Source organism: Paenibacillus pabuli NBRC 13638, from assembly GCF_001514495.1.
GTDB lineage: Bacteria > Bacillota > Bacilli > Paenibacillales > Paenibacillaceae > Paenibacillus > Paenibacillus pabuli.
The window spans coordinates 1-26,786 of the sequence record NZ_BCNM01000026.1 but is presented as its reverse complement, the minus strand read 5'-3'; the positions used below and the strand labels follow the sequence as shown (position 1 = coordinate 26,786).

The 26,786-nt window shown below is 46.8% G+C and carries 24 protein-coding genes; all 24 read left to right on the top strand.

The window, feature by feature from the left end:
* The first annotated feature begins 17 nt into the window (after positions 1-17).
* On the top strand, positions 18-812 hold the full coding sequence (locus PPA03S_RS27365) for an ABC transporter ATP-binding protein (protein ID WP_062328196.1): 795 nt from the start codon (positions 18-20) through the stop codon (positions 810-812).
* A gap of 41 nt (positions 813-853) precedes the next feature.
* The gene (locus PPA03S_RS27360) at positions 854-1,645 is read left to right on the top strand and encodes an ABC transporter permease (RefSeq protein ID WP_411835386.1); all 792 of its coding nucleotides are present in this window, start codon (positions 854-856) and stop codon (positions 1,643-1,645) included.
* A gap of 450 nt (positions 1,646-2,095) precedes the next feature.
* Entirely contained in the window at positions 2,096-3,073 is a 978-nt protein-coding gene (locus PPA03S_RS27355) for an aromatic acid exporter family protein (RefSeq protein ID WP_062328193.1), read from the top strand.
* 75 nt (positions 3,074-3,148) lie between these two features.
* On the top strand, positions 3,149-3,709 hold the full coding sequence (locus tag PPA03S_RS27350) for an outer spore coat protein CotE (RefSeq protein WP_062328190.1): 561 nt from the start codon (positions 3,149-3,151) through the stop codon (positions 3,707-3,709).
* A 194-nt stretch (positions 3,710-3,903) separates the two neighbouring features.
* On the top strand, positions 3,904-5,154 hold the full coding sequence (locus PPA03S_RS27345) for a putative amidoligase domain-containing protein (protein WP_245683747.1): 1,251 nt from the start codon (positions 3,904-3,906) through the stop codon (positions 5,152-5,154).
* A 23-nt stretch (positions 5,155-5,177) separates the two neighbouring features.
* Positions 5,178-5,336 carry a hypothetical protein gene (locus PPA03S_RS33475; protein WP_167666108.1) on the top strand — a complete coding sequence of 53 codons (159 nt, stop codon included), beginning with the start codon at positions 5,178-5,180 and terminating at the stop codon, positions 5,334-5,336.
* 19 nt (positions 5,337-5,355) lie between these two features.
* The gene (gene mutS, locus PPA03S_RS27335) at positions 5,356-8,160 is read left to right on the top strand and encodes a DNA mismatch repair protein MutS (protein WP_062328185.1); all 2,805 of its coding nucleotides are present in this window, start codon (positions 5,356-5,358) and stop codon (positions 8,158-8,160) included.
* Between the two features lie 20 nt (positions 8,161-8,180).
* On the top strand, positions 8,181-10,376 hold the full coding sequence (gene mutL, locus PPA03S_RS27330) for a DNA mismatch repair endonuclease MutL (RefSeq protein ID WP_062328181.1): 2,196 nt from the start codon (positions 8,181-8,183) through the stop codon (positions 10,374-10,376).
* 17 nt (positions 10,377-10,393) lie between these two features.
* Positions 10,394-11,179, top strand: coding sequence for a class I SAM-dependent methyltransferase (locus tag PPA03S_RS27325; RefSeq protein WP_062328179.1), 786 nt, complete (start codon positions 10,394-10,396; stop codon positions 11,177-11,179).
* Entirely contained in the window at positions 11,163-12,110 is a 948-nt protein-coding gene (miaA, locus tag PPA03S_RS27320; protein ID WP_411835385.1) for a tRNA (adenosine(37)-N6)-dimethylallyltransferase MiaA, read from the top strand. The genes PPA03S_RS27325 and miaA overlap by 17 nt, the downstream gene beginning before the upstream one ends.
* A 534-nt stretch (positions 12,111-12,644) precedes the next feature.
* Complete coding sequence (hfq, locus tag PPA03S_RS27315) at positions 12,645-12,887, top strand: RNA chaperone Hfq (RefSeq protein ID WP_056689929.1); 243 nt, start codon at positions 12,645-12,647, stop codon at positions 12,885-12,887.
* A gap of 168 nt (positions 12,888-13,055) precedes the next feature.
* Positions 13,056-15,725: a transglycosylase domain-containing protein gene (locus PPA03S_RS27310; protein WP_062328173.1), complete on the top strand. Its 2,670-nt coding sequence runs from the start codon at positions 13,056-13,058 to the stop codon at positions 15,723-15,725.
* Positions 15,726-15,999: 274 nt separating this feature from the next.
* Positions 16,000-16,563, top strand: a complete 564-nt coding sequence (locus PPA03S_RS27305; RefSeq protein WP_062328169.1) for a ribonuclease FAU-1 family protein — start codon at positions 16,000-16,002, stop codon at positions 16,561-16,563.
* Between the two features lie 112 nt (positions 16,564-16,675).
* The gene (locus PPA03S_RS27300) at positions 16,676-17,647 is read left to right on the top strand and encodes an AAA family ATPase (protein WP_062328165.1); all 972 of its coding nucleotides are present in this window, start codon (positions 16,676-16,678) and stop codon (positions 17,645-17,647) included.
* Positions 17,648-17,767: 120 nt separating this feature from the next.
* Entirely contained in the window at positions 17,768-19,054 is a 1,287-nt protein-coding gene (gene hflX / locus PPA03S_RS27295) for a GTPase HflX (protein ID WP_062328162.1), read from the top strand.
* Positions 19,055-19,138: 84 nt separating this feature from the next.
* Positions 19,139-20,392 (top strand): methionine gamma-lyase family protein, encoded by a 1,254-nt coding sequence (locus PPA03S_RS27290; RefSeq protein WP_062328159.1) that lies wholly within the window; start codon positions 19,139-19,141, stop codon positions 20,390-20,392.
* An 83-nt stretch (positions 20,393-20,475) separates the two neighbouring features.
* Complete coding sequence (locus PPA03S_RS27285; protein WP_024630466.1) at positions 20,476-20,889, top strand: MerR family transcriptional regulator; 414 nt, start codon at positions 20,476-20,478, stop codon at positions 20,887-20,889.
* A gap of 129 nt (positions 20,890-21,018) precedes the next feature.
* Positions 21,019-22,347: a type I glutamate--ammonia ligase gene (gene glnA, locus PPA03S_RS27280; protein ID WP_062328157.1), complete on the top strand. Its 1,329-nt coding sequence runs from the start codon at positions 21,019-21,021 to the stop codon at positions 22,345-22,347.
* A gap of 377 nt (positions 22,348-22,724) precedes the next feature.
* Complete coding sequence (locus PPA03S_RS27275) at positions 22,725-23,138, top strand: phage distal tail protein (RefSeq protein WP_062328154.1); 414 nt, start codon at positions 22,725-22,727, stop codon at positions 23,136-23,138.
* Between the two features lie 140 nt (positions 23,139-23,278).
* On the top strand, positions 23,279-23,989 hold the full coding sequence (locus tag PPA03S_RS34540; protein WP_439955835.1) for a phage tail spike protein: 711 nt from the start codon (positions 23,279-23,281) through the stop codon (positions 23,987-23,989).
* Positions 23,990-25,375: a phage tail family protein gene (locus tag PPA03S_RS34535; protein WP_245683746.1), complete on the top strand. Its 1,386-nt coding sequence runs from the start codon at positions 23,990-23,992 to the stop codon at positions 25,373-25,375. It abuts the gene before it with no gap.
* 42 nt (positions 25,376-25,417) lie between these two features.
* Positions 25,418-26,005, top strand: coding sequence for a stalk domain-containing protein (locus tag PPA03S_RS27265; RefSeq protein WP_062328151.1), 588 nt, complete (start codon positions 25,418-25,420; stop codon positions 26,003-26,005).
* Positions 26,006-26,007: 2 nt separating this feature from the next.
* Entirely contained in the window at positions 26,008-26,388 is a 381-nt protein-coding gene (locus tag PPA03S_RS33470; RefSeq protein WP_167666107.1) for a hypothetical protein, read from the top strand.
* Complete coding sequence (locus PPA03S_RS27260; RefSeq protein ID WP_062328147.1) at positions 26,369-26,734, top strand: hypothetical protein; 366 nt, start codon at positions 26,369-26,371, stop codon at positions 26,732-26,734. The genes PPA03S_RS33470 and PPA03S_RS27260 overlap by 20 nt, the downstream gene beginning before the upstream one ends.
* The last annotated feature ends 52 nt before the right edge of the window (positions 26,735-26,786 follow it).

Genomic DNA, 26,786 nt, shown 5'->3' with positions numbered 1-26,786 from the left:
AAAGGAAGTGAGCACATATGCCTGAATCCGAAACGGTGATCAAACTGGAAGGGGTTTCGCAAGTCTATGTCAGTGAGCGTGAAGCTTCACTGGTTATTGAAAATCTGAGTCTTCAGGTCAAGCAAGGAGAGTTCGTCAGTCTTGTTGGCCCCAGCGGATGTGGTAAAACCACGTTGCTGTCGATCATCGCCGGGCTGCTCACCCCGACCGCAGGCGAGGTTCAAGTTAAAGGTAAACGCATCGAGGGTCCTTCTGCCCAGATCGGTTATATGCTGCAACAGGATTATCTGTTTCCATGGCGGACCATTCTGGACAATGTCCTGATTGGACTTGAACTGACAGGCACACTCGATGAATGGAACCGTGAGCGTGCGCGGGAGCTGTTGAGGGGCATGGGTCTAGCTGGCACTGAAGAACAGTATCCTTCCGAGCTATCCGGGGGCATGAGGCAACGCGTGGCGCTGGTACGCACACTGGCTACAGACCCGGGAATACTTTTGCTTGATGAACCCTTCTCCGCACTTGATTATCAAACCAAGCTGCAATTGGAGGATCTGGTATCAGACACATTGAAGGCGTCCGGTAAAACATCGGTGCTTGTCACGCATGACCTGTCGGAAGCTATCGCTGTCAGTGATCGCGTTATCGTACTGGATCGCAATCCGGGTCGCATTCGGCGGGAGTTCATCATCCCTGAGGAGCTGCGGAACGCGCAGCCTTTTCACGCTCGGGAGCAGCAAGGTTTCAATGAGCTGTTTCAGGCGTTATGGAGCGAATTGGAACAGTCCGGAGGAGGTGAGAAGAACGGGTGAATCAGGCGAATCAGAAAAAGCAGGAAATGCGTGATGACTGGATGAAACAGCTGCATCAAAGTCATGTTCAACAGGTCGCCAGATGGCGTCATAAAGTGCTGGCTGTACAGCTGGCCATGCTGGTATGTATGTTTTTGTTGTGGGAACTGGCGGGGCGGCTGCGTTGGATCGACGTGCTCTTGTTCAGTTATCCAAGCAAAATTTTTAATCAGATTGGCAAGGACATCGCCAGCGGGGAGTTATGGGCGCATGTCGGTGTAACCGTTGGGGAAACGGCAGTTGGTTTTTTGCTGGGGACACTCGTCGGAACGCTGCTTGCGGTCCTGATCTGGTGGTCTCCTTTTTTGTCCAAGGTACTTGATCCTTACATGGTTGTGTTTAACAGTATGCCGAAGGTGGCGCTGGGTCCGATCTTTATTGTCATGTTTGGTGCAGGTTTTACGGCGATTGTCATGACAACCTTGTCCATCACCGTGATTATAACGACACTTGTCGTGTATAACAGCTTCAATGAAGTGGATCAGAATTATATTAAAGTTATCCGCACGTTTGGCGGCGATCGCTCCGAGATTTTTACCAAAGTGGTATTGCCTGCTTCCTTTCCCGCCATTGTCTCCACCTTGAAAGTAAACGTGGGTATGGCTTGGGTTGGAGTGATCGTGGGTGAATTTCTGGTCGCCAAGCAGGGGCTGGGTTATCTGATCATCTATGGATTCCAAGTATTCAATTTCACCCTGGTTTTGTCCAGTTTATTGATTATTGCGGCAGTAGCGACAGCGATGTATCAACTCGTTGTATACGTAGAACGCAAGCTGCTGGCAGGGCGCAGGTAATATTGCAAATCATGCGTGTGTAAAAAGAGTCCTTTACGATATGTATACAATTTCACAAGAGGTGTCACGTTGCCCGAACCCGTAAAATCAAGTACCATACTAATACGAATATTCCGCGCAGTCCGGAATGGATGCGACGATTGGAGAAGAGGGCCTAGAGGCTTGCGTCGTATCAAACAAATTGCCAGCGTCCCTCATCCGGGGCGCGTTATTGTGACCGGCATGCATGCGCATGTCGGTTGATGCCGTTTACTGAGCAGCGTGTCGTCAACAATACGCAATTCTTTCGCACATTCTTTTTTAGGGGAGAAGAAATGGTTTCTGACAGGATGAGTAATACTAGAGAATGGTATATGCGAAAGTCGTTCTACCAGGCGTAGGACAAGTGTTCATCTGTAGAGGCAAATCGCTGGCTTTGAATTATTGCAGCTTAGAGGAGAGGAATGTTAGATGGGCTTTAGGGTAATAAAAACCGCAATAGCCGCGCTGATGGCCGTGCTGATTGCGGACTGGTGCGGCTTGCCTGGACCAACATCGGCGGGTTTGCTCGCCATTCTGGGCGTTGACGTCACTCGAAAAAGAAGTATTCGTACCATATCTGCCCGATTCTTCGCTTCTGTAGTGGGGCTTTTATTTGCAAGTGTACTTTTTCACTTTCTTGGCTTCCATTACTGGGTGCTGGCGGTCTACATACTGATTGCGTTTCCGGTTATTGTACGGGCAGGATTCAAGGAAGGCATTGTGACGGGGTCTGTCGTAGTGTTTCGGGTATTTGGCGGCGGAGAAATGGACGTCCATGTCGTTCTGGTGCAAATTGGATTGCTGTTGGTCGGCCTTGGTTCCGCAATGGTGGTCAATCTGGCCTACATGCCGGCTGCTGATCCGCAGATGCTGCGTATCCGCAAAAGGATCGATGAATTATTCTCGGTCATCTTCAAGGAGTTTGCAGCCACATTGCGAAATCCCAACGAAGTCTGGGCAGGAAAAGAACTGATAGAAGCCGACAAGGCTGTGCTTGGCGGAATTGAAGCAGCCAAACGTTCATTGGAGAATCAGGTCATCCACCCGAACGAGGGCTGGAGTGTTTACTTTTATATGCGCAAAACGCAGCTGGATTCCATCCAGCATATGATGCATCTGGTATCCCAGATCTATCAGAAGATGCCGCATGCGGAGATGGTGTCCGAGCTGTTCGATCAGCTTAGCCAGGATGTGTTGACCGAATCTTATACGGGACGAACCGAAAAACTTCTCGCAGATGTGCAGGAAGAATTCAGGCGAATGGATCTGCCAGATACAAGGGAAGAATTCGAGATTCGCTCCGCGATTCTCCAGCTGTGCCGGGAACTCGCGCTGTATCTGAAAATCGCGAAGAAGGACAAAGCGCCGTCCCCGATTACGGACCGGTCCCAATCTACAAACGAATAATAGAAAATAGTTGTCACCCTAGACGGATGCCCTGCATACACTTGTAGTGAATGATTGTATGGAGGAGGTTTAAAGATGTCATTGAGTCATAAACATCAATGTAGAGAGATCATCACGAAGGCGATCTGCGGCAAAGGTCGTAAGTTCTCTACCGTAACACATACCGTGACTCCGCCTAATGGTCCGACCAGTATTTTGGGGGCTTGGATTATCAACCACCAATATGAAGCTGTGTCAGCGGGGGACGGAATTGAAGTTATTGGTACTTACGATATCAACATCTGGTATTCTTATGACAAAAATTCGCAGACGGATGTAGCCAAAGAGACAGTGTCGTATGTAGAACATGTGCCTTTGTCCTATCTGGACCCGAAACACCGGGCCACCACAGTAGAGGTATCTGCGGATGCAACGCAGGAACCTAGCTGTGTGGAAGCCGCGGTGTCGGCAGGTGGAGGCAGCGTAATTATCCGGGTGGAACGGGAATTCGCTGTAGAGCTGGTCGCCGAGACTAAAGTTTGTGTGAAAGTGTGCACGGATGGTTGTGGAGATTACGAAGACAAGGATTATGACTATGGCAGTGGTGATGGAGATTATGATGATCTCGATCCCGACCTGCTGGACGATGAACTGTAATTTCATCGCACTAGAACGATTAGTTAAGGCATTATATGCGCCGGAAGCGGCAGCGAAGAGGGCGCAAGCCCTCTTTTTTCATAATTATTTATAGGATCTACGTGCTACCGAATGTACGTTGAAATATGCCTCGATGGGAGGCTCCACCTTGTGGAGATGTTTTCATTTTGGGGTGGTTGGGAAGGAGGGACAAGATGAATGTGATGGAAGAGGCTGAGGAGGCAGTGCGCCGATATGAACGCATGCTCCCTAGGGAGCGGACAGATCGCCTGAAGCGATCCGGCATTGAAGTGATGTCCTCGCATAGCAGGCGTTCCCGTGAGTTAGGCCTGCGCGTGCGTTACGATGTAGAGATATGCTGCCTGAAAGCGATCCGAATCAAACGAAGAGATACCAGCGGCATGGGTGGAGCGCAGGAAAGTGTGCTGGACCCCGAGGCTGCTTCGACGTTGTTCAAACGCATTGAACGGCTTGCCGTCAAAACCGTATACACCGTTGGACTGGATCATGGTGCTGTAAGGCTGGAGGCCACAGGAAAGAGCGGCTGCGCCGTCATCTCCATTGATCCGAGGCCGTGGAAGGGGATGACGGACCTCTCTGCCATGTACCGTGCAGGCTGGAAACAACTCCAGTCTGCACTGGATGAAGAGCGGCAGCGAAATACAGCACCTATACTTGGAATGGATCCCGAGTTCTTGCTTGTGCAGATGCCGGAATCCAAAATCGTTCCGGCCTCCCGATTTCTGGAACGAACAGGTGTAGCAGGCTGTGATTCCGTTACGATCGGCGGGCGGCGAATATACCCTGTGGCTGAACTGCGTCCAGCGCCCAGTTCCGAGCCGCGTGAACTGCTGGCTCATCTGATGAGGGCCTTTGCGGCAGCCTCACGCAGCATTAGCGACCATTCGTTGATTTGGCAGGCAGGGGGGATGCCCCAGCGAGGATTGCCGCTTGGCGGACATGTTCATTTCAGTGGCGTGACACTGAACGGGGAACTGCTGCGTGCTCTGGACAATTATCTCGCTTTGCCGCTTGCCATTCTTCAGGACCCGCGAGGTTCAGCGAGACGTCCACGGTATGGGGCGCTGGGTGATTTTCGGCTGAAATCCTACGGTGGATTCGAATACCGCACATTACCAAGTTTTCTGGTATCTCCTCTGGTTGCCAAAGGTGTCGTTGCTCTGGCTGGTCTTATTGCTAGAGGCTATAGTAAACTCCGTCAACGTCCATTGGCGAAGACGGCAATCCATACCGCCTTTTATGAAGGAAACCGTGAAATCATGCAGGCACCTATATCGGCCCTGCTGGATGACTTGATACAAATGGATGATTATGAGCGCTATGAACGTTATGCGGCTCCCTTAATTAGCCAATTAAGACAGGGGAGGACATGGGATGAGAGTCGGGATATACGTAAACTCTGGAATATTCGAGCAGGTTCATGAAGAGTGGGCACTTTTTTGGTATAATGAGAATTAAGGCAATTTTGATCATCGTTATGGGAGAAATGGAACAGCAACCTGTGAGGGAAAGCGGCGGATGGCCGAAACATGAGGCGGAGGCACGAATAAAGTGCCTGACCGCCTTATTGCTCCTTCCGGGTCAGCGTCTCTTCCTGACATCATAGGAGCGGATGGAGGATACTCATGGCTCAGTATACGCCAATGATTCAACAATATTTGCAAGTGAAGGCCGAAGCGCAGGACGCTTTTCTTTTTTTTAGATTAGGTGATTTCTATGAAATGTTCTTTGAGGATGCGGTCAATGCTTCCCGTGAGCTTGAGATTACATTAACAGCACGCGCAGGCGGGGGAGAAGATAAAATTCCGATGTGCGGCGTGCCTTATCATTCGGCTGACAATTACATACAGCGCTTGATTGAAAAAGGATACAAGGTCGCTATTTGTGAACAAATGGAAGATCCAACCGTAACCAAAGGCATGGTACGTCGTGAAATTGTACGGGTCATTACACCCGGAACAGTCATGGAAGGCAAAACATTGGGGGACAAGTCCAACAACTATATGGTATGCCTGACAGGGAACCAGAACACACTTGCACTGGCTGCCTGCGATTTGTCTACCGGAGAGCTCTACGTAACCTCAGTCCCATACTCCCAGGAGTGGCTGAAGGACGAGATTGGGATCTACGAACCTTCGGAACTGGTGGGGGATGCTGCATTACTGGATACAGTAGCTGCCCAGGCGTCTCCAATCGGTCGTCCTGTGGTGTATACGCCGTGGACGAAGAGTAAGGAAGATCTAGTGCGGCAGCAATTCGGCGAAGCAGTATGGGCACGTCTGGAGCCTGAGCGTCAAGCTTGTATCGCACGCCTCTTCTCCTATTTAAGTGAGACACAGAAACGCTCCCTTGGACAGCTGACACAGGTTTCAACGTACGAGCCGGATCACTTTATGATTCTGGACCCGTTTACTCGGCGTAATCTGGAACTGGTGGAAACCGTCCGTGAGCGTTCCAAAAAAGGCTCGTTACTGTGGCTGCTGGATCGGACAGAGACGTCCATGGGTGCACGAATGCTGCGTCGTTGGGTCGATAAACCTTTGCTGCAAAAAGGCAAAATCAATGAGCGTCTGGAAGCGGTAGACACGCTGTATAACCAGTTTATATTGCGGGAGGATCTGCGTGCAGAACTCAAAGACATCTATGATCTGGAACGTCTGGTAGGCCGTATTGCTTTTGGTAACGCCAACGGTCGGGATCTGAATGCACTGAAGCTGTCACTGGACAAAATTCCGGGGCTCCGTCAGTATTGTGCGGATTCTCCATCCACGACGTTACAGCATATTGCTGGCATTATGGATGATTGCAGTGATCTGCGTGATGCAATCGGTCAGGCTATCGTTGATGAGCCGCCGGTGTCGGTTCGTGATGGCGGTTTAATTCGTGAAGGATACCATGAGCGACTGGATGAACTCAGGGAGGCTTCGGTCAATGGCAAGCAGTGGATTGCAGAACTGGAAGCCAGAGAGCGTGAGGCGACCGGCATTCGCTCGTTGAAAATCGGTTACAACAAAGTATTTGGGTACTATATCGAAATTACCAAGTCGAACCTGGCTTCTCTGCCGGAAGGGCGTTACGAACGGAAGCAGACACTGGCCAATGCAGAGCGTTACATTACGCCAGAGCTGAAAGAGAAAGAGACACTGATTCTGGAAGCTCAGGACAAAATGGTTGATATTGAGTACGGTTTGTTCGCCGAATTGCGGGAACGGCTTAATCAGGAGATCGCCAGGCTGCAAAAGCTGGCTGAACTAGTCGCGGAGATTGATGTGTATCAGTCCTTTGCCGTGATCAGTGCGGAACGTAATTTCGTACGGCCTACATTAACCGATGGTTACAATTTGGTTGTGGAACAAGGTCGTCATCCGGTGGTTGAAGCCGTGATGCGAGACGGAGCTTTTATTGCCAATAATACAGCCATGCGCAAGGAAGAGGCTCAAATTCTGCTGATTACCGGTCCGAATATGGCCGGGAAAAGTACCTATATGCGGCAAGTGGCGCTGATTTCGATTCTGGCGCAGATCGGCTGTTTTGTGCCGGCTGGACAAGCTGAGGTACCGATCATGGATCGTATTTTCACACGGATTGGTGCGGCAGACGATCTCATCGGGGGACAGAGTACGTTTATGGTCGAGATGGCCGACATTCAGGTCATGACGGATAAAGCAACACCGCGCAGTCTGATTATTATCGACGAATTGGGACGGGGGACGTCCACCAGTGAAGGCATGGCGATTGCGCAGTCCGTGATTGAATATGTGCATGATGTCATTGGCTGTAAAGCGCTTGTATCCACACACTTCCACGAGCTTGCTCATCTGGAGGAAAGTCTGGACAAGTTGGCGAACTACTCCATGGCCGTTCAGGAGAGCGGGGACAAGGTTAATTTCCTCCGCAAATTGATTGCCGGGGCTGCCAGCAGCAGTTACGGAATTTATTGTGCACGACTTGCAGGTCTGCCGGATAGCATCATCGAGCGGGCAAATGGACTGCTGCATGGTTTTGAGCATGCCGCAGCTCAAGTTGCCGTTGGAAGTGAATTTGCCGGGAATGACAAGCGACAACTGGATGAACAAGTTCATGGCGTGAAGTTTCAGTCTACAGACCATTCCTCATTAATACGGGAACATGAGACTGTGGAGAAGGTTGACTTCGGTGTTTTAATTGAGGATTCATCAGACCAGCAGCAAGCCCATAAATCAGCCAGCAAGAAGCAGACAGGCTCCAAACATGCGGACGTGGTTCAACTGTCCATCTTTGGTGATGACGAGCCTAGCGTAGCTCCGAAACAGGCAGAGGTGGTTGCTGTTGACAAACCTGCCCGGGAGTTTATTCGCAATATGAAGGATATTGATGTGATGAACATGACCCCGCTTCAGGCGATGCAGATATTGAATGATCTCAAATTGAAGGCACAGCAATTATCCTGAGTATAGGGGAGGGAAAACCTGTGGCGAAAATTCATGTGCTTGATGAACATATTGCCAACCAGATTGCGGCAGGTGAGGTGGTTGAACGACCTGCTTCAGTCGTTAAGGAGCTGCTCGAAAACTCGGTGGATGCAGGCGCCTCCAAGATTGATGTTACGGTGGAAGAGGGCGGGCTGCTTCGTATTCGGGTTAAAGACAATGGTTCCGGTATCGAACCTGAGGATATGGAGAAGGCCTTCTATCGTCATGCAACCAGTAAAATAGCTCATGGTCGCGATCTGTTTCAGATCACAAGTCTTGGATTCCGGGGTGAAGCCTTGGCGAGTATCGCCGCTGTTTCCAAAGTGAAAGTGTTATCGGCCAGCGGGAATGACGGGCGAGGGCGCCGAATCGTGATTGAGGGCGGCAAACTTCTCTCACATGAGGATGGAACCTCACCCCAAGGCACTGACTTTGAGGTAAAAGAACTATTTTTCAATACGCCAGCCAGGCTTAAATATATGAAAACGATCCAGACCGAGCTGGGACATATCTCGGATGTTCTCTATCGCATGGCCATATCTCATCCTAACATCTCGTTCACACTGCGTCATAATGAAAATACGCTGCTTCAGACGCTGGGCAACGGGGATCTGCTGCAAGTGGTTGCAGCGATCTATGGCACAAGTGCAGCCAAAGCCATGCTCCCCATTCAGGGAGAAAGTCTGGACTATCGTGTGAGCGGGCTGATCAGTCTGCCGGAATGGACTCGTGCTAATCGTGGCGGTATGTCGACCATTGTAAACGGACGATACATTCGAAATTATGGGCTCAATCAGGCTATTCTGAAGGCGTATCATACCTTGCTGCCTATTAATCGGTTTCCACTTGTCGTAGTGCAATTGGAGATGCACCCGTCCCTTGTCGATGTGAATGTGCATCCGGCGAAGCTGGAGGTTCGTTTCAGCAAGGAAGCGGAGTTGTACGAGTTTATAGAAACAACACTGCGTGGAATATTGCGAAAAGAAGTGCTCATTCCACAGGTAACGAAACAGCAAATCAGACGTGGAGATAATAGTTCCTTTATCCAAGAACAATTTCTGTTCCCAAGAGGGCCGCTAAAGGAAGAAACTGAATCCGCAGGTTACGGGCAGCAGGGTCCGCTGGGGAAACATGCTGAACCCGGTAAAATGGCTTCGGAGGATGATGATCTGGATTTGGATGCTCCGGCTGATCTGCAGTCAGGTACGGATCGGAACATGGAGGGTCAGACACCGCCTTTGCCCGAAGCTCCACCCGAAATACCACCATCCTATGATCCATTCGGGATGTTGAGCGGGGATCTAGGATCTAATGTTCTGAAGCAAAATTATAGTCCTGACGAGAATTCCCATAGTGATCCAGCTTCTCCAGTGAGTGAAAGTACCGGTGATGCTGCAGATCATGCTTCGCAAGATGCCATACCTTCAGCTGAGGATAGGAGGCCATCTGCTTCTGCTTATCGTTCCAATTCAGTGGATTCTCCGGTGAGAGAACGACGTTCGTCTTATAATCCATCTGCGGCTGGTACAAAAGGAGAAAGAAGCTGGAAGGCTCCGAGTTTACCGGACCCAGCAAGGCTGGCATCTGCCATTAAATCGGATGTTTCCATGCCTGCGTTTCCCGAACTAAGTCTGATTGGGCAGCACCATGGGACGTACTTGATTGCTCAAAATCAGGATGGTCTGTATCTGATCGATCAGCATGCCGCGCATGAACGAGTGAATTATGAGTATTATTACGAGCAGTTTGGTAATCCGGCTCAGGCTTCACAGGAGCTGTTGCTGCCTATTACGCTGGAGTTCACCCCTTCCGAGACGGAAAAGCTCAAAGCGAGGCTGGCTTGGTTCGAGCAGGCAGGTGTGTACCTGGAGCATTTTGGCGGGCAGACCTTCCGGGTGCGTTCCCATCCGTTCTGGTTTCCCAAGGGGGATGAGAAAGACATTATTGAGGAGATGGCAGAATGGGTGCTAAGCGAACGTAGTATTGATGTTGCCAAGATGCGAGAAGCGGCGTCCATTATGTGTTCTTGCAAGGCTTCTATCAAAGCCAATCAGAAACTGACGGATCAGGAGGCGGAAGTGTTGATTCAGCGTCTTGGTTCTTGCCGTCAACCGTATACTTGTCCACACGGGAGACCGATTGTGGTGTCATTTTCAACCTATGATCTGGAGAAATTGTTCAAACGGGTCATGTAGCTATTTAGGAGGAAGTCATGTATATTACAACCGGTGAAAAGGAAGCAGGCCACCTTGTGGAACGTGCGCGAAACCTTGCGGAAACAACGGGGGGGACCTATGTACCGCGTAAAAAAATGTCTCTACCTGCACTGATCGCACATTATGGGATAGATGAGATTATCGTTGTGCTTCAGGGTAAAGTCCGTTTATTTCGTCCGGATTCACCACTGCTTGAGTTTCACCCCAGTATGGGATTTGTGCGGGCCAAACGTGTGTTAAGGGGAGAGGCAGATCCGATGTTGGAGGCGGGAGCCGTATTGGAAGGGGATACCATTATCGATTGTACTGCCGGTCTCGGTACCGATGCTTTGGTGTTTTCGGTGGCAGTGGGTGAAAGTGGTCGGGTTATCGCCTGTGAAAGTTCCCTCCCACTGTACACGCTATTAGTAGAGGGTATGTCTCAATATGAGAGCATTAAGCCTGCGGTAAACGAAGCTTTCCGGCGCATTGAGCTGCGGCATGCGAATCATCTTGAGTTGCTGCGATCCTTGCCAGACCGAAGCTGTGACACGGTTTATTTCGATCCGATGTTTCGTGAACCGATGCTCGATTCAAGCGCCATCCAGCCTTTGCGAGATTACGCGAATCCAAGTGCACTGGATGAACAGAGTGTTATTGAAGCGAAACGGGTTGCCCGCAAGCGGGTAGTCATGAAAGAGAAGCGCGGCAGCGCGGAGTTTACGAGACTCGGTTTTGAAGTGCACGACCGGGGCAATGCAAAAACACTGTACGGAGTGATTAATGTTGAAAGCGGAAGTTAAACCGAAGCTGCTTGTGCTGGTCGGACCGACAGCTGTAGGCAAAACGAGAATGAGTATTGAGCTAGCCCAAGCATTTAATTGCGAGATTATTTCGGGGGACTCCATGCAAGTATATCGCGAAATGGATATCGGGACGGCCAAAATTACTCGCGATGAAATGAATGGGGTGCCTCATCACCTCATTGACATCCATGAACCGGAATACCCCTATTCCGTGGCAGAATTTCAGGAGAGCTGCACACGTCTGATTGGGGAAATCCATGAGCGCGGCAAGTTGCCCTTTATTGTTGGTGGCACCGGTCTGTATGTTGAATCGGTATGTTACGGCTTTCAATTCTCGGACAGCGGCTCGGATGAAGCGTTTCGGGATGAACAGTTCCGTTATGCAGAGCAGCATGGCCCGCAGGCGTTACATGATAAGCTGAGGGTCATTGATCCGGTTAGTGCAGAACGACTGCATCCGAATGACCAGCGCCGAATTGTTCGTGCGCTGGAGATCTATCACCTCACAGGGGAGAAGTTGTCCGAGCAGCTGGCTTCCCAGAAAAAAGAATCTCCATACGACCTGCTCATTGTGGGTTTGACAATGGATCGTCAGAAGCTGTATGCCCGAGTGGAAGAGCGAATTGATCTTATGATCGAGCAGGGGCTGGTAGATGAGGTTAAGTCTTTACTGGAGCGCGGCGTAGCGAGAGGACATATCTCCATGCAGGGACTCGGCTATAAGGAAATTGCGGCTTATCTTCAAGGTGAAGTAAGTTGGGAGGCTGCGGTAGAGTGGCTTAAAAGGGATACGCGTCGTTTTGCCAAGCGGCAATTGTCCTGGTTCCGGCATATGAAGGACATTGAATGGGTGGATATGACGGATACCGAAGATTTTAATGGAAATTATACCCATGTATGTGAGATGATCAAGCGTAAGTTTGATTGAATATAAAGGTGTCTTTCGCACCTGATATTCAGGACTTTAGGACCGCTATCTTTTGAAATAAAAGGTAGCGGTTCTTTATTTTTTTCAGGAAAATAATGTTATTAAAAGAGGGGGTAATTGGAGTCGTATGCAAGATTAGTTGCTTTCGCGATTGCAAGTTTAATAGCGCGCTGATCTGGGTAATTATCGTTCTGTCCAGGACCAATACATACCTGAAACTTCTAATCAATGATGGGAAAAAATAGGGGAATATTCCGTAATCCTAGGATGAAGGAGAAATGTTAACAGATCAGGAAGAGGGGATGAAAAGCTTTGGGGAAGTAAGAATTTGTTCCTCTTTTGCAATTCTGACAAGCGGTGTATAATGGATAAGTCTTCTAGTTGCAAGCGAAACTCGCGCATAGGTGCAAATAGCAGACAAGGGGTTTTTGTGGATTATATGAAACTGTTCATGATATAATAGCACGAAAGCTACTCAGCGATATTGAATATTACTTAAACACGAATTCAAATGAACCAATGGGGGTACGGCTAATGAACAAGTCCATCAACATCCAAGATACGTTCTTGAACCAACTGCGGAAAGAAAACATTCCAGCAACGGTCTATCTGACCAATGGCTTTCAAATCCGCGGAACGATCAAGGCATTTGACAATTTTACGATCGTCATTGACAGCGACGGACGCCAGCAAATGGTCTACAAGCACGCCATCTCCACGTTCACGCCGCAACGCAGCGTATCGCTGATGCAGCAAGATAACAACGGCGAAGCTTAAAAAATGTCGAAACCTTTTTATCAACCATTTCGTCTACATGTATAGGAATTGAAACAGAGCAACCTGAATAAGGGTTGTTCTTTTCATTCCGGGCAAAATAAGCTTAATTCCAGCTTGCGCCAACAGACGAATAGAAATTATGCATCCGAAAGGGAGTCAGGAGGTAACATGCCAAACGATCCGTTGTCGAGGTCTAACAATCGCAACAGCAATAACAAGTCAACCAAAAAAGCGAAGCCAAAGACCTCTAAAAAGAAAAAAATTACGGGTAAACGCGTTGGATGGACACTGTTTTTCACCATGGCAATCGCCATATTCTGTGCACTTGGTGGATATTTATTTATTATGGTGAGCGGTGAAAATCTGCTCAAAGCCAATATGGACAAAACAACAATCAATGAAACTTCAAAAGTATATGACCGCAACGGACAGCTCATGGGTGAGTTATCCATCAAAAAGCTGGAGCCGGTAGAGAGTGACGCTATTCCGAAATTGCTCAAGGAAGCCTTTGTTGCTACAGAGGATAAACGTTTTTACGAGCATCAGGGTGTGGATATCTGGTCCATCGGACGGGCGGCGGTCAAAGATGTCATGGCCCGCTCCATGGTGGAGGGCGGCAGTACGCTGACCCAGCAGCTTGCAAAAAATATGTTCTTGTCTCGTGACAAGACATTCTTCCGTAAAGCAACGGAAGTTTCCATTGCGATGGCATTGGAGCGCAAATACACAAAAGACGAAATTCTTACGATGTACCTGAACCGGATTTTCTTCGGTCATCAGCGTTACGGGATCAAGGCTGCATCTGAATTTTATTTTGGAGTTACCGATCTCAATAATTTGAAATTATGGCAAATTGCAACCTTGGCAGCCATGCCAAAAGGGCCATCTGCTTACAACCCGCTGAGTAATCCAAACGATTCCAAAGCACGGCGTGGTGTGGTATTACAGTTGATGTACGAACAAGGCTACATTACGAAGGCAGAAATGGATAAAGCCAAAGAGGTTGATTATAAATATACTCCACCTGAGAAAGAGCAAAAGTACCAAGCCTTTATCGATTATGTTCTTCGTGAAGCTGAAAGTGTGTCAGGTAAAACGGAAGATGATCTGAATATTGGCGGATACAAAATTTATACGACGATGGATGCTCAAGCTCAAACGGCGATGGAGAGTGCATTCTCGGATGATAGCCTGTTTGAATCAAGCAAAGATGATCAACCGGTCCAGGGCTCCATGGTAATCATGAACCATGAAAATGGCAGTCTCGTCGCTTTGCTGGGCGGACGGGATTATCAAACGAAGGGCTACAGCCGGGTAACACAGAGCCGCAGACAACCTGGTTCGGCATTTAAACCGATTGTATCTTATGCGCCGGCTCTTGAATCAGGTGATTACAATGCAAACTCACCTCTCAGTAATGAAAAGCAATGCTTTGGAAATTACTGTCCGGGTAACTTGCATGGGTATTCTTCAACAATTAGCATGACGGATGCCATTACAAAATCGGAGAATATTCCGGCAGTGTGGCTGTTAAACAAAATTGGTGTAAACACAGGTGTTCAATTTGCAAAAAGTGTAGGCATCCAGCTTACAGATGAAGACAAAAACCTAGCGATCGCGCTGGGTGGTCTTAGCAAAGGAACGAATACGCTGGAAATGGCGCAAGCCTACAGTGCTTTTGCCAATCTGGGTGAGTACCAGAAGGCGTATGCGATTAAGGAGATTAAGGATAGTTCAGGGAAAACGACCTATAAACACGACAAGTCAGATACTACGCGTGTGATGAGTGAGCAAAATGCGTATTCCTTGACCCAGATGCTGCAAAACGTAGTCAATGACGGTACAGGTCGTTCCGCACGTCTGGATCGACCGGTGGCTGGTAAGACTGGAACCGTTCAAAGTGGTATTTCCGGCAACAGTGCCAACCGTGATGTTTGGTTCGTCGGGTACACGCCAGAATGGACTGCTGCAGTATGGATGGGTTACGACAATCCGGATGCATCCCATATGCTCAAGAACAGCAGTAAGCTGTCAGCGGCGTTCTTTGCCAAAGTGATGGGGGATGCGTTGAAAGGCGTTCCTGTGAAGGACTTCAAGGCTCCAGCAGGAGCCCAGACACCTCCGCCGGAAAAAGAACCAGAGCAACCAGCACTTTCAGTGAGTGGACTGAATGGTGCTTATGATCCATCTACACAGACGGTATCGTTGAATTGGTCTGCAACGGGGGATTCCTCGACACAGTATCGGATTTACAGAAAAGAAACATCTGAGGGACAGTTCACGCATCTCATTGATGCAGTTGGTTCGACCAGTGCGCAAGATCTAAGTGCACTCCCTGGTCTCACGTATGAGTATTATGTGACAGCTTTTGATCTGGCTTCAGGAGTGGAGACGGATCCTTCCAATACGATATCGCTAATGATTGAAGCAGAAGAATTGGAACCGGAACAGCCAGATCCGGGCACGGAGCCAGGAACGGAACCGGAAACAGGACAGCCAGGAACAGAAAATCCGGACAACGGTTCGCCGGGGAATGGAAGTACTGAAGGTAATAATGGCAATGGTAATGGAAATGAGAATGGCAACAATGGTAACGGAAATTCCGGAAACGGTAATGGGAATAACGGCAACAATGGTGGACCGGGTCAAGGTAATGGTCAACCGGGAGACGGAAGCACCCCGCCAGGACAGGGAACAACAGATCCGGGTACTGGCGAGGGTTCGGGTGATGGTTCCATATCAACACCGGGTGAGGTAGTTACACCTGACGGGGAAAGCAATGGTACTACGGGAGAGACTGATGCTCCAGTAGATGCTCAATCCGGAACTGGTGGTTAAAAGAAAGATATAGTTTTATCTATAAACCTGCTTCCCGAAATTTCGGCGAAGCAGGTTTTTTGTTTTTAAAGACATCTGCAAATAGACTGGATCTGCTGAGCAGTGGGACAAAGCATGATTTTGAGTGTATAACTTAAATATGGTAAGCTGTAACTATTCGTAATACGTTGTGCAAAGCGGATCCAGGAACAGATGGAGTCGATAATGCGGACGTTATTCGCTGTTCACCAATATCAGCAGGTCACGGACCTGTGGTCGGCAAAGAGGGGTTCGTATGAAACGGAAATTCGGGGACCGCGCGAACTGGCGCCGGATTACGAACCGACAATTTACATGCCGGTTCGTTCAATCCAAAATTTTCACAGGTTACATTACATTGTACACGATACAAGATTTAAAAGAGCCATTGTGGAAAACCTATGGAGGAAGCACCTTCTGCATTGCAGATAAAGGCTATTCCTGGTTGCAGTATTATCCCAAAGGGGAACATTTTGTGGTTACGGCCATGTTTGATGATCAGGAGCGGATCGTTGAGTGGTACATTGATACATGCCGCAGCCAAGGGATTACCGATCAGGGTGTTCCTTGGTTTGATGACCTTTATCTGGATGTTGTCGTCCTGAAAGATGGAGAAGTATTTTTGCTGGACGAAGATGAACTTGAAGATGCGCTTTCTCGTAAGCATATTACGACAGGGGATTACGACCTGGCCAATCGGACAGCCAAGGACTTGCTGCATGCCATTGATGCCCATGTATTTCCTTATTTCCAATTGTCGCTGAAGCATCGAAAGACCTTGTTCGAAAACGGAGAATTCAGAAAAAATATTCATATTTGATTCATGATTAACCCGTCTTAGAATTCTTGGTCATCCTTCTAATATTAGAGCACCTGATAGAATACATTAATAATCAGGAGAGTTCAGCCCGATAAAATAGAGGTGATGGCGAATGAACGGACGGGTCATGGCTGCAGGAGGGCAACCGGGAGGCAGACCATCCAGACAAATTAATGTAGTTTTGCGTAACCAGGAGCCTCAGATGCTGCTCAAAGAAGAAGAGACAGCAATACAGGCTGCAAAAGGGTTAGCCAAGCATGCACATTTTCAGGAGATTCAAGGTGAACTGGAGCAGCTGGTTGGACTTGAAAATATCAAGGATTTGGTATTCGAAATCTATGCTTTCTTACAGATTGCCCAGATGCGTACCGAAGCAGGACTGCTAAGTGGAGCGCACGTGTATCATATGATTTTCAAAGGCAATCCGGGAACCGGCAAAACAACAGTGGCGAGGATTGTGGCAAAGCTGTTTCAGAAGATGGGTGTACTCAGCAAAGGGCATCTAATTGAAGTGGAACGGGCAGATCTGGTTGGAGAATACATCGGACATACGGCGCAAAAAACGAGAGATTTGGTCAAAAAGGCATTAGGTGGAATCTTGTTTATTGACGAGGCATACAGTTTGGCTCGCGGTGGTGAAAAGGATTTTGGAAAGGAAGCGATCGATACACTTGTAAAGTCCATGGAAGATAATAAGAATCAATTCATTCTTATCCTTGCAGGATATTCGGAAGAGATCGATTTTTTTCTGCAGACGAATCCGGGGTTACCTTCCCGTTTTCCGATTCAGGTTGAATTTCCAGATTACAGTATTGATCAGTTAATTCAGATTTCCGAGATTATGGCCAAGGAACGTGACTATATTCTTATGCCGCAGACCATACTCAAATTAAAACAGCATCTGCTCCAGGAAAAAAATGAGTCTCTGCATGCGTTCAGCAATGCACGATATGTCCGAAATGCCATTGAACGTGCCATTCGCCACCAGGCAGTTCGATTATTGGAGCAGTATACGCAGGGTAATCCGGGAAAACTGGAGCTGATGACCATTCGTACAGAGGATTTGAAGTTTGAACAAAAGTAAGCGATAATATAATTTTTAAAGCAGCCGGCCGGGTTAACCGGTTCGGCTTAAAGTATGCCATGAGAATGATGGTGGCAATAAATATATGCAGATGCGTAAAAGAAGGAGTGAATATACACGATGACAAATGGCACACATGATACAGATATGGTGAAAAAAGATCGGGCCATATTGGTGAGTCTGATTACGGATGAAGTTAAACGTTCGGGTATTAACCCGGAGTACTCTCTAGATGAGCTGGTGAAGCTTGCCGAAACAGCAGGTGTGGAAGTGCTGAGTGTACTGTCTCAGAACCGGGAAACACGGGATACCAAATGGTTTATTGGTAAGGGGAAAGTGGAGGAACTCCGGGCCGTGGCTGAGGAAATGGGAGCAACAACAGCTATTTTTGATCAGGAACTGTCTGGTGCTCAGGTTCGTAATCTGGAAGAAGCGCTGGATCTCAAAATTATTGACCGTACCCAGCTTATTTTGGATATTTTTGCACAGCGTGCCAATACGAGAGAAGGTATTATTCAGGTTGAGCTGGCTCAATTGAGCTACTTGCTCCCACGTTTGTCGGGTCACGGTAAGAATTTGTCCAGACTCGGCGGCGGTATTGGAACACGAGGACCGGGTGAAAGTAAACTCGAGACAGATCGCAGGCATATTCGTGGTCGCATTGATGACTTGAAGCGTCATCTGGAAGAAGTGACACGTCACCGCAAGCTGCACCGGGAACGCCGCAAAAAAACGGGTATCGTACAGGTTGCCCTTGTAGGATATACAAATGCCGGCAAATCAACCTTGCTTAAACAATTAACCGCAGCAGATGTGTATATCCAAAACCAGCTTTTTGCCACACTTGATCCGACATCACGGACAATGGAACTGCCAAGCGGCAAAGAAATCGTACTGACCGATACGGTAGGGTTTATACAAAACCTCCCCCATGATCTGATTGCAGCTTTTCGGGCAACGCTGGAGGAAGTGAATGAAGCAGATCTTATTCTGCATGTGGTGGATGCATCATCCGCTATGCGCGAAGACCAGATGAGAACCGTACACACGATTTTGCAACAATTGGGTTCAGGGGACAAGCCGCAGTTGGTGTTGTACAACAAAAAGGATGCATGTACTCCAGAGCAGCTTGAAATGCTTCCATTGGATAAAGACCATATCAAAGTGAGTGCGCTCGATCCAGATGATTTGCAAAAAATTCGGGAGCTGATCCAAGGAGAACTGACGGGTGATACGAAGCGGTTCCGTATTCCGGCTGAACGTGGAGATCTTACGTCTGTACTTTACAAAATTGGGGATGTTGTTGAAACCACTTTTGAAGAGAATGACGTCATTTATGAAGTGGAACTGCAAAAAGGTGAATATGAGAAATTTGGTTACTTACTTGAAGATTTTATACAACTGTAATATAGATGACATGTTTGTATGATAAGTTGACACGGTGCTTGATATTTGACGTTAGATACGTGCTATAAAGGGGAATGAAGCAAGATGGCAAGCTTTGATTCAGAAATTAGTGAACTTCAACAACAGGTTGAACGCCAGATCGAAGGGCAATTGCAACAGATTGACCGTATCACCGATCATAACCAATGGAAAGTAATCGATGCTTTTCAGCGTAGAAAAGTCAGTGATTTTCATTTTGCAGGTTCAACTGGTTACGCTTATAACGACCGTGGGCGTGAAGTGCTCGATGAAGTGTATGCAGATGTATTTGGTGCAGAGGCAGCGTTGGTCCGTCCTCATTTTGCATCAGGAACCCATACCATTGCTACCGCTTTGTTCGGTGTGCTCCGTCCAGGTGACGAGCTGCTATACATTACAGGGAAGCCCTATGATACATTGCATAAAGTGATTGGCAAGCCTGGAGACGGGACAGGATCGTTACGTGATTTTGGCATTGGCTACCAAGAGACGGCTCTGCTGGCAGACGGCAGAGTCGATTGGGAAACCGTGGAGAAAAGTATAAATAAAGCGACCAAAGTCATCGGTATTCAGCGTTCCAGAGGATATGATTGGAGATCTTCCTTCTGCATTGAAGAAATTGCTGATATGGTAGCGCGTGTGAAGGCAATCAAGGAAGATGTCATCGTATTTGTGGATAACTGTTATGGGGAGTTTACGGAAGAACGTGAACCGACAGAAGTTGGAGTAGATCTGATGGCAGGTTCCCTGATTAAGAACCCCGGTGGAGGTCTGGCGGAAACCGGAGGATACATATGCGGGAAGGAAAAGTATGTGCAATTGGCGGCATATCGTCTGACTGCTCCTGGAATTGGTGGTGAGGTAGGGGCAATGTTAGGCACGACCCGCGGCATCTACCAAGGACTTTACATGGCGCCGACAATTGTTGGACAGGCCATTAAAGGTAGCACATTCGCTGCAGCGATGTTTGCCGCATCCGGATTTGTGACCAAACCGGCATGGAATGAGACGCGTACCGATTTGATTCAGGCTGTTCAATTTAGTTCAGCAGAGCATTTAATTGCCTTTGTGCAAGGGATACAGCGGGCTGCTGCCGTAGATAGTCATGTGGTTCCTGAACCGTGGGACATGCCCGGTTATGAGCACCCTGTCATTATGGCGGCAGGTACGTTCATACAGGGCGGAAGTCTGGAATTGTCTGCAGATGCGCCTATTCGTGAGCCCTATATTGGCTATATGCAAGGTGGATTAACATACTCTCATGTCAAATATGGCGTTTTGATGGCGCTGCAGACGATGAAAGATCGTAAATTATTGTGAGTTTATCTAACACATCATTGACACTTAGTAATAACTAAATGTACAATAGGGTGAAGAATAGATGACTGGAAGGTTGATGAATGATGGGTGACGAAATTCGCAGAAATATGGCCTTATTCCCGATAGGTATTGTAATGAAACTTACGGATCTGTCCGCGCGTCAGATTCGTTATTATGAGCAGCACAGTTTGATTGTTCCTGCGAGAACGTCAGGTAATCAGCGTTTGTTCTCTTTTAATGATGTAGAACGATTGTTGGAGATCAAGGCTTTGATTGAAAAAGGGGTTAACATTGCTGGTATCAAGCAAGTGATGAATCCAGTATCCAAAGAATCCGAAGAAGCGACGGTTATTACACCTGATACCGAAGTGAAGCGCAGAGAGTTGTCGGACTCCCAGCTGCACCGTTTGTTGAAACAACAACTGGTGTCAGGTAAGAGACCTGGACAAGTATCTCTCATTCAGGGAGAGCTTTCCCGCTTTTTTAATAAAAAATAAGTTCGTATAACCTCGGAGGTCGGGGTAAATCCTGCTTTTCGGGAGATGGTCTCCTTGACCCATGCAACTTTCTAATGTACAAATATAACAGGCAAGCCAAATACGCAGATAAGAAAGGGAGAGGTTATAGTGAGTTATACAAAAGAAGACATTCTCCGCATTTCGAAAGAAGAAAATGTACGATTCGTTCGATTGCAATTTACCGATTTACTTGGAGCTATCAAAAACGTTGAGATTCCTGTGAGCCAGCTTACAAAGGCTTTGGATAACAAAATGATGTTTGATGGATCTTCCATTGAAGGTTATGTACGTATTGAAGAGTCCGACATGTACCTCTATCCAGATCTAGATTCTTGGCTTATTTTCCCATGGGTTGCAGAGAACCGTGTTGCACGCCTGATTTGTGATGTATATCTTCCGGATGGTAATCCGTTTCCAGGAGATCCACGTGGCATCTTAAAACGTGTCTTGAAGGAAGCCGAAGAAATGGGATTCACTTCCTTCAACGTTGGTCCTGAACCCGAGTTCTTTTTGTTCAAAACAGACGAAAAAGGAAACCCGACTAACGAACTGAATGACCAAGGTGGTTATTTCGACCTTGCGCCTACGGATCTTGGCGAAAACTGTCGTCGTGACATCGTTATTACACTTGAAGAGATGGGATTTGAAATTGAAGCTTCCCACCATGAGGTAGCTCCAGGTCAGCATGAGATCGACTTTAAATATGCTGATGCTCTGAAAGCAGCAGACCAGATCCAAACGTTCAAACTCGTTGTCAAAACGATTGCACGTCAGCATGGTTTACATGCTACCTTTATGCCTAAACCACTGTTTGGGATGAACGGATCCGGTATGCACTGCAACCAATCCTTGTTCAAAGGCAGTGAGAACGCATTCGTTGATGAGTCGGACGAGTTGGGTCTGAGCAAAACTGCACGTCACTTCATGGCTGGAACTCTGAAGCATGCGCGTGCGTTTGCAGCAATTACTAACCCAACTGTGAACTCATACAAACGTCTTGTACCAGGTTATGAAGCCCCTTGTTATGTAGCATGGTCTGCTAGTAACCGTAGCCCAATGATCCGTATTCCAGCTTCCCGTGGTCTGAGTACACGTGTTGAGGTTCGTAACCCGGATCCGGCTGCTAACCCTTACCTGGCTTTGGCTGTTTTGTTGAAAGCAGGTCTGGACGGAATCAAACGTGAGCTTTCCTTACCAGCTCCAATTGACCGTAACATCTACATCATGTCAGAAGAAGAGCGTGTGGAAGAAGGTATTCCAAGCTTGCCAGCTGACCTGAAAGAAGCATTGAACGAATTGATTCGCAGCGAAGTCATCTGTGATGCTCTCGGCGACCACGCCCTGGCTCACTTCTACGAACTGAAAGAAATTGAGTGGGATATGTACCGTACACAAGTCCACCAATGGGAACGCGATCAATATATCACGTTGTACTAATTGAAAACACCTTGTAGCAACGGGGTTTTTTAAGGGTTTAAATGGGGGACGTTTGAATGGGGATTTACTTCTATTAAGGAGTGTCCCCCAAACGCCCCCCATTTTGATCTTTCGAACCAAGAATGCTGGAGGTGTATTGTTGATATCTGTTCATATCTGTCGATATTCCGTTGCTCTAACTTTCTGGAGATATGAGCATATATATCAGAAGTGATTTGTATGCTTCCATGACCGAGTTGTTTTTGAACTAATTTAATGTCTGCACCAGCTTTCAAGCATAAAGGACAGCATAAGTGTGCCTGAGAGAATGAATTCGTAGATATAGATATTCACTTAACTCTGCACGCTTTAAAATCCGCTGAAAGTTGGAGTATGCAATGGAGCTATCTCTTTCATCTGATATGTCCGGGGAAGCGCAGGCCCAAGGGGATTTCACGCGAGAATACGCATTGGAAGCTCTGCCTATGTCGGGTGAGGCTCGGATAAGCGGCGACTTCATCCGTGAAATAAACATGCGATCTGAAATGTCCGGAGAAGCGAGAATGATTGCTGTAGCCTCCAGATATCATGTGGATTATATCGAATTCGAAGACGTGTTTAATCCTGGGGATCAGATCGTTATTGATACAGATAAATTCAAAATCACTCGCAACGGTCAAAATGTTTCGCATCTATACAACGGAGACTTCTTTTATTTAAATCTCGGTGAAAATAATTTGACCTGGACTGACCCGGAAACAGGACGAACAGTGCTGATGAGGATTACACATCGTGACAAATTTCTTTATTAATATTGAGGTGAAATATGCCTAACCCAACTATGCAAGTCTTCGACAAGAATCTTCGACGTGTAGGAACACTGATTGATAGCCATGAGATCCAACGAAGAAGACGGATAAATAGCGATTATGAATTAAACTTTATGGTGCCAATGACCAGTGAAGACTATAGAGAAAAAATAGCAATCAAGGGCCACGTTCAAGATGAGCGTGGCCAATTTTATGTAATTCAGTCCAGGAGCCGGTCACGCGAAGGCCTGAAGCTAATGGCTTCAATCTATTGTAATCATGTCATGTTCAAGCTTAATGACTTCAAATTCCCTTATGCTTCATACATCGACGAAGCGTATGGCGTGCATCTCAACGAGCTTACAGACTTAATTACAAAAGCTACTGGCGGGAGATTCACATTCATGATCCACGATACGTTTGATTTACATGACGTGAAGGACTTTGGCCGAGGAACTTGTCTTGAAGCCCTGAATAAAATCATTGATATGTACGAGTGCGAGGTAGAACCCAACAATTTTGTGATTAATCTCAAAAAGAGAATAGGTTCAGACCACGGATTGCAGTACCGGCTTAAAAAGAATATCGTATCCAGCTCATTCAAAGACAAAGGCGAATCTCTTGTTACCCGGATGCATGCTCAAATGAAAGATGGTCGGACGTTTATCGGCATGGATGCATCCTTGCTGACGGATCTGGAAAGAAGTTTATTGTCGAGCATACCAGGAACGATTGTTAATGGTAAACTCGCGGTCAACTACCTCGTATCTCCTTTTGCACAGTACTGGGCGAGCGATTCGGTTCCGTTTTATGATGGGGAGATCATCGAGCAGGATATTGAAGAAGCAGAGTAGTTGCTGAAGGCTACACGTAAAGCGTTGCTTGAACAAGAGGTAGTTTCTCTGGAGGCAACCATATCCACGGCAGACTTGTTCAAAATCGATCGCACTGAACCAAAACCTCATTTGGGTGATGATGTCATGTGTATCGACCCAGATATGGGCATGAACCGGCTAAAAGCCCGTATCACTGAACTGACAGAGTATCCATACAGTATGGACAAGCATGCTGAACCGACGATATCCAATCTCAATTTAAGAGATTACGATGATATTATCAGCGATTTGGAGCGAAACAAAAATATCACCAACAATCTGTTTTCAAACGGAAAGATTCGAACGGATGTTTTTGAATCGTTTGCGAAACAGGCAGTTATTGATATCAACAACAGCAAAACCGAACTGATCTATCCACCAGAAGGCGGTATATTGGCTCAAGAGAAAACCAATCCCTTAGAACAAGTCAGATTTACTTCTAAAGGTCTTGGGATATCCACTGATGGATGGAAAACAATTCGAGCTGCTATAACAGCGGGTGGTGTAGTGGCGGAGCAAGTAATAGGTCAACTTGGTAACTTTGTATCTATGCTGATTGGTAGCGGCGAGGACATTGTACAGATTAACATGAATGGTATTTCGGCCGGGGCATCATCTTTTAATAACGCACCTTTCCGACTTAACATGAAAGGTGATTTGATTGGGAACAGCTTAACAGCGAACTACGCCAATATTGAATACTCCAACTTCAAAAATGGGGCAATCGTTGGTTCTTCCATCAACGTAGGCAATGGGATGTTCACAGTTACTTCAGGCGGGATTATGTCGGCAGTAGGTGCGAACTTCTCAGGCTCTATTACTGCTTCTACTATTACAGGTACAAATATTAATGGTGGTACGATTACCGGCGCTTTGATCCGTACAGCAGCAATAGGCAGACGTGTAGAGCAAGATGCAAGTGGATTTCGAACATATGACTCTAATAATAGAAATAGGATTAGAATCAATACTGATTCAGATGATGGAATAGCGGCTATTTCTCTTTACGGATCAGGGGGGGCTTTTGCAGGGGAAATCAATTCATATCAGAACTCAGGCCAGTTAACTATATTTAGCAATGATCTATGGCTTGGTTCAAATAATACGGGAAATCCTATAAGGTTGCAGGGGGCAGTTTCCTTTGGAGGAACTGCTACGTTTAGAAGTGGATTTATCTATGGAATCGGAATTTCAGATGTTTCCGGCTTGATATCTGAAATATCATCACTAAACGATAAAATAGACACCCTGAGAGCAAGTTTCAATAATCACAGACACAGTGTCACTACTGCTCATCATAATCATGGGAATTTGGCGAATCAGCAGAATACTGGTGGCGGAACCTTTACGACAACTACCCCGTAATGTATCATAATAGGTAAATTGCACCATTACGGAGGTAGAATCATGAAGAGGTTTTCACACAAGGTTGCATATATCGCTGGTGGTATTATCTTAGGGATTGTTTTTTCGACAACCGCAGGGGCGTTTGCTGATCAGGTCAAATCGCTTGTAGGAAAAAAGGTTACAGGTGAATACACAATTGTAGTTGATGGTAAAAAATTGTCGGATAAGGGAGCTGTCATTGATAGTAAGGCAAACGTTCCAGCGCGAGCCCTTTCCGAATCATTGGGGGCTGAGGTAAAAGTGGAAGGAAAGACTATCATTGTAACTTCATCTATTAAAGATAACACGCCTGTATTAGGTGCTAATGATGCTTCAGAACAATTGCCAGTTTCATCAACAAATAAATATATCGGATACACAAAATCAAGCCTGCAAGAACTTCGGGACAGTAAAGTGAATAACGTCATTAATCCATTAAAAAAGGCTAGAGAAACAACCGCATCGGCACTTGAAGAATTGAAGTCCACAGGGAATGAAACTGCGGCAAAAATTTCGGAACAAAGACTGTCAGAGTATGATGCTGATATCTCTAAATACGAAGCAGAATTAAAGCTAATTGATGAAGCGCTGAAGTTGACTGACCAGTAAGCATGGATACTAAAAAAGGAAACATTATATTCTGGTCTATAATAGCGGCGGCAGTTTTGATAATTGGAATTGCAGTCTTAACTAAATCATTAAGCAATTCAAATGAAGTTAGCGCAGTTGAAATTGAGGACAAAGAAGTCACGACATATGATCGTTTTTATCATCCGAGTGACTACGTAATAGAGTCGCTGAAAAACAAAGCAGAAAAATTTGAGGGATACGATTACTCTCACTATTTAAAAAGATTTAGGACTAACACTGAAAGAAAATCATTTATCAACAGCTCAAGAGTATCCACCTTTAGTTTCAATTTACAGCCCACAATCAGTTATTGTTCGCGAGGCGTACCAAGCTGCACAGAAAATGGATCAAATAAGCGTTGAAGAGTTAAGAAAGAAGTCTGATATAGGGGAAACTGTTATTATCCAGTCTACTGCTTATAGAAAATTTGCTGATTCATTTAGAAACTTCCATATTGTTCTGCGGCAAGGCGATACGGTTTTACAGCCGGGCGGTGATGGGTACATTACCACATCCTCTAAGGAAAATGTATCCTACTACAAAGGTGTAGTGGCATCAGAAGAAAAATATACGAGAGAAGAAGCAAATACTATATTTGTTCCTGGGAAAGAAATCGACTTTGAAAAACCGGTCGAGGTTGTTTTTCTTTATGATGGCAAAGACGATTATGCAGTATATGAACTAGACTTCAAGAAATTCATAAATTAAATTTGCTGAAGCGCTAAATAGATTAATACCGAGAGGGCCCGATACATACGGG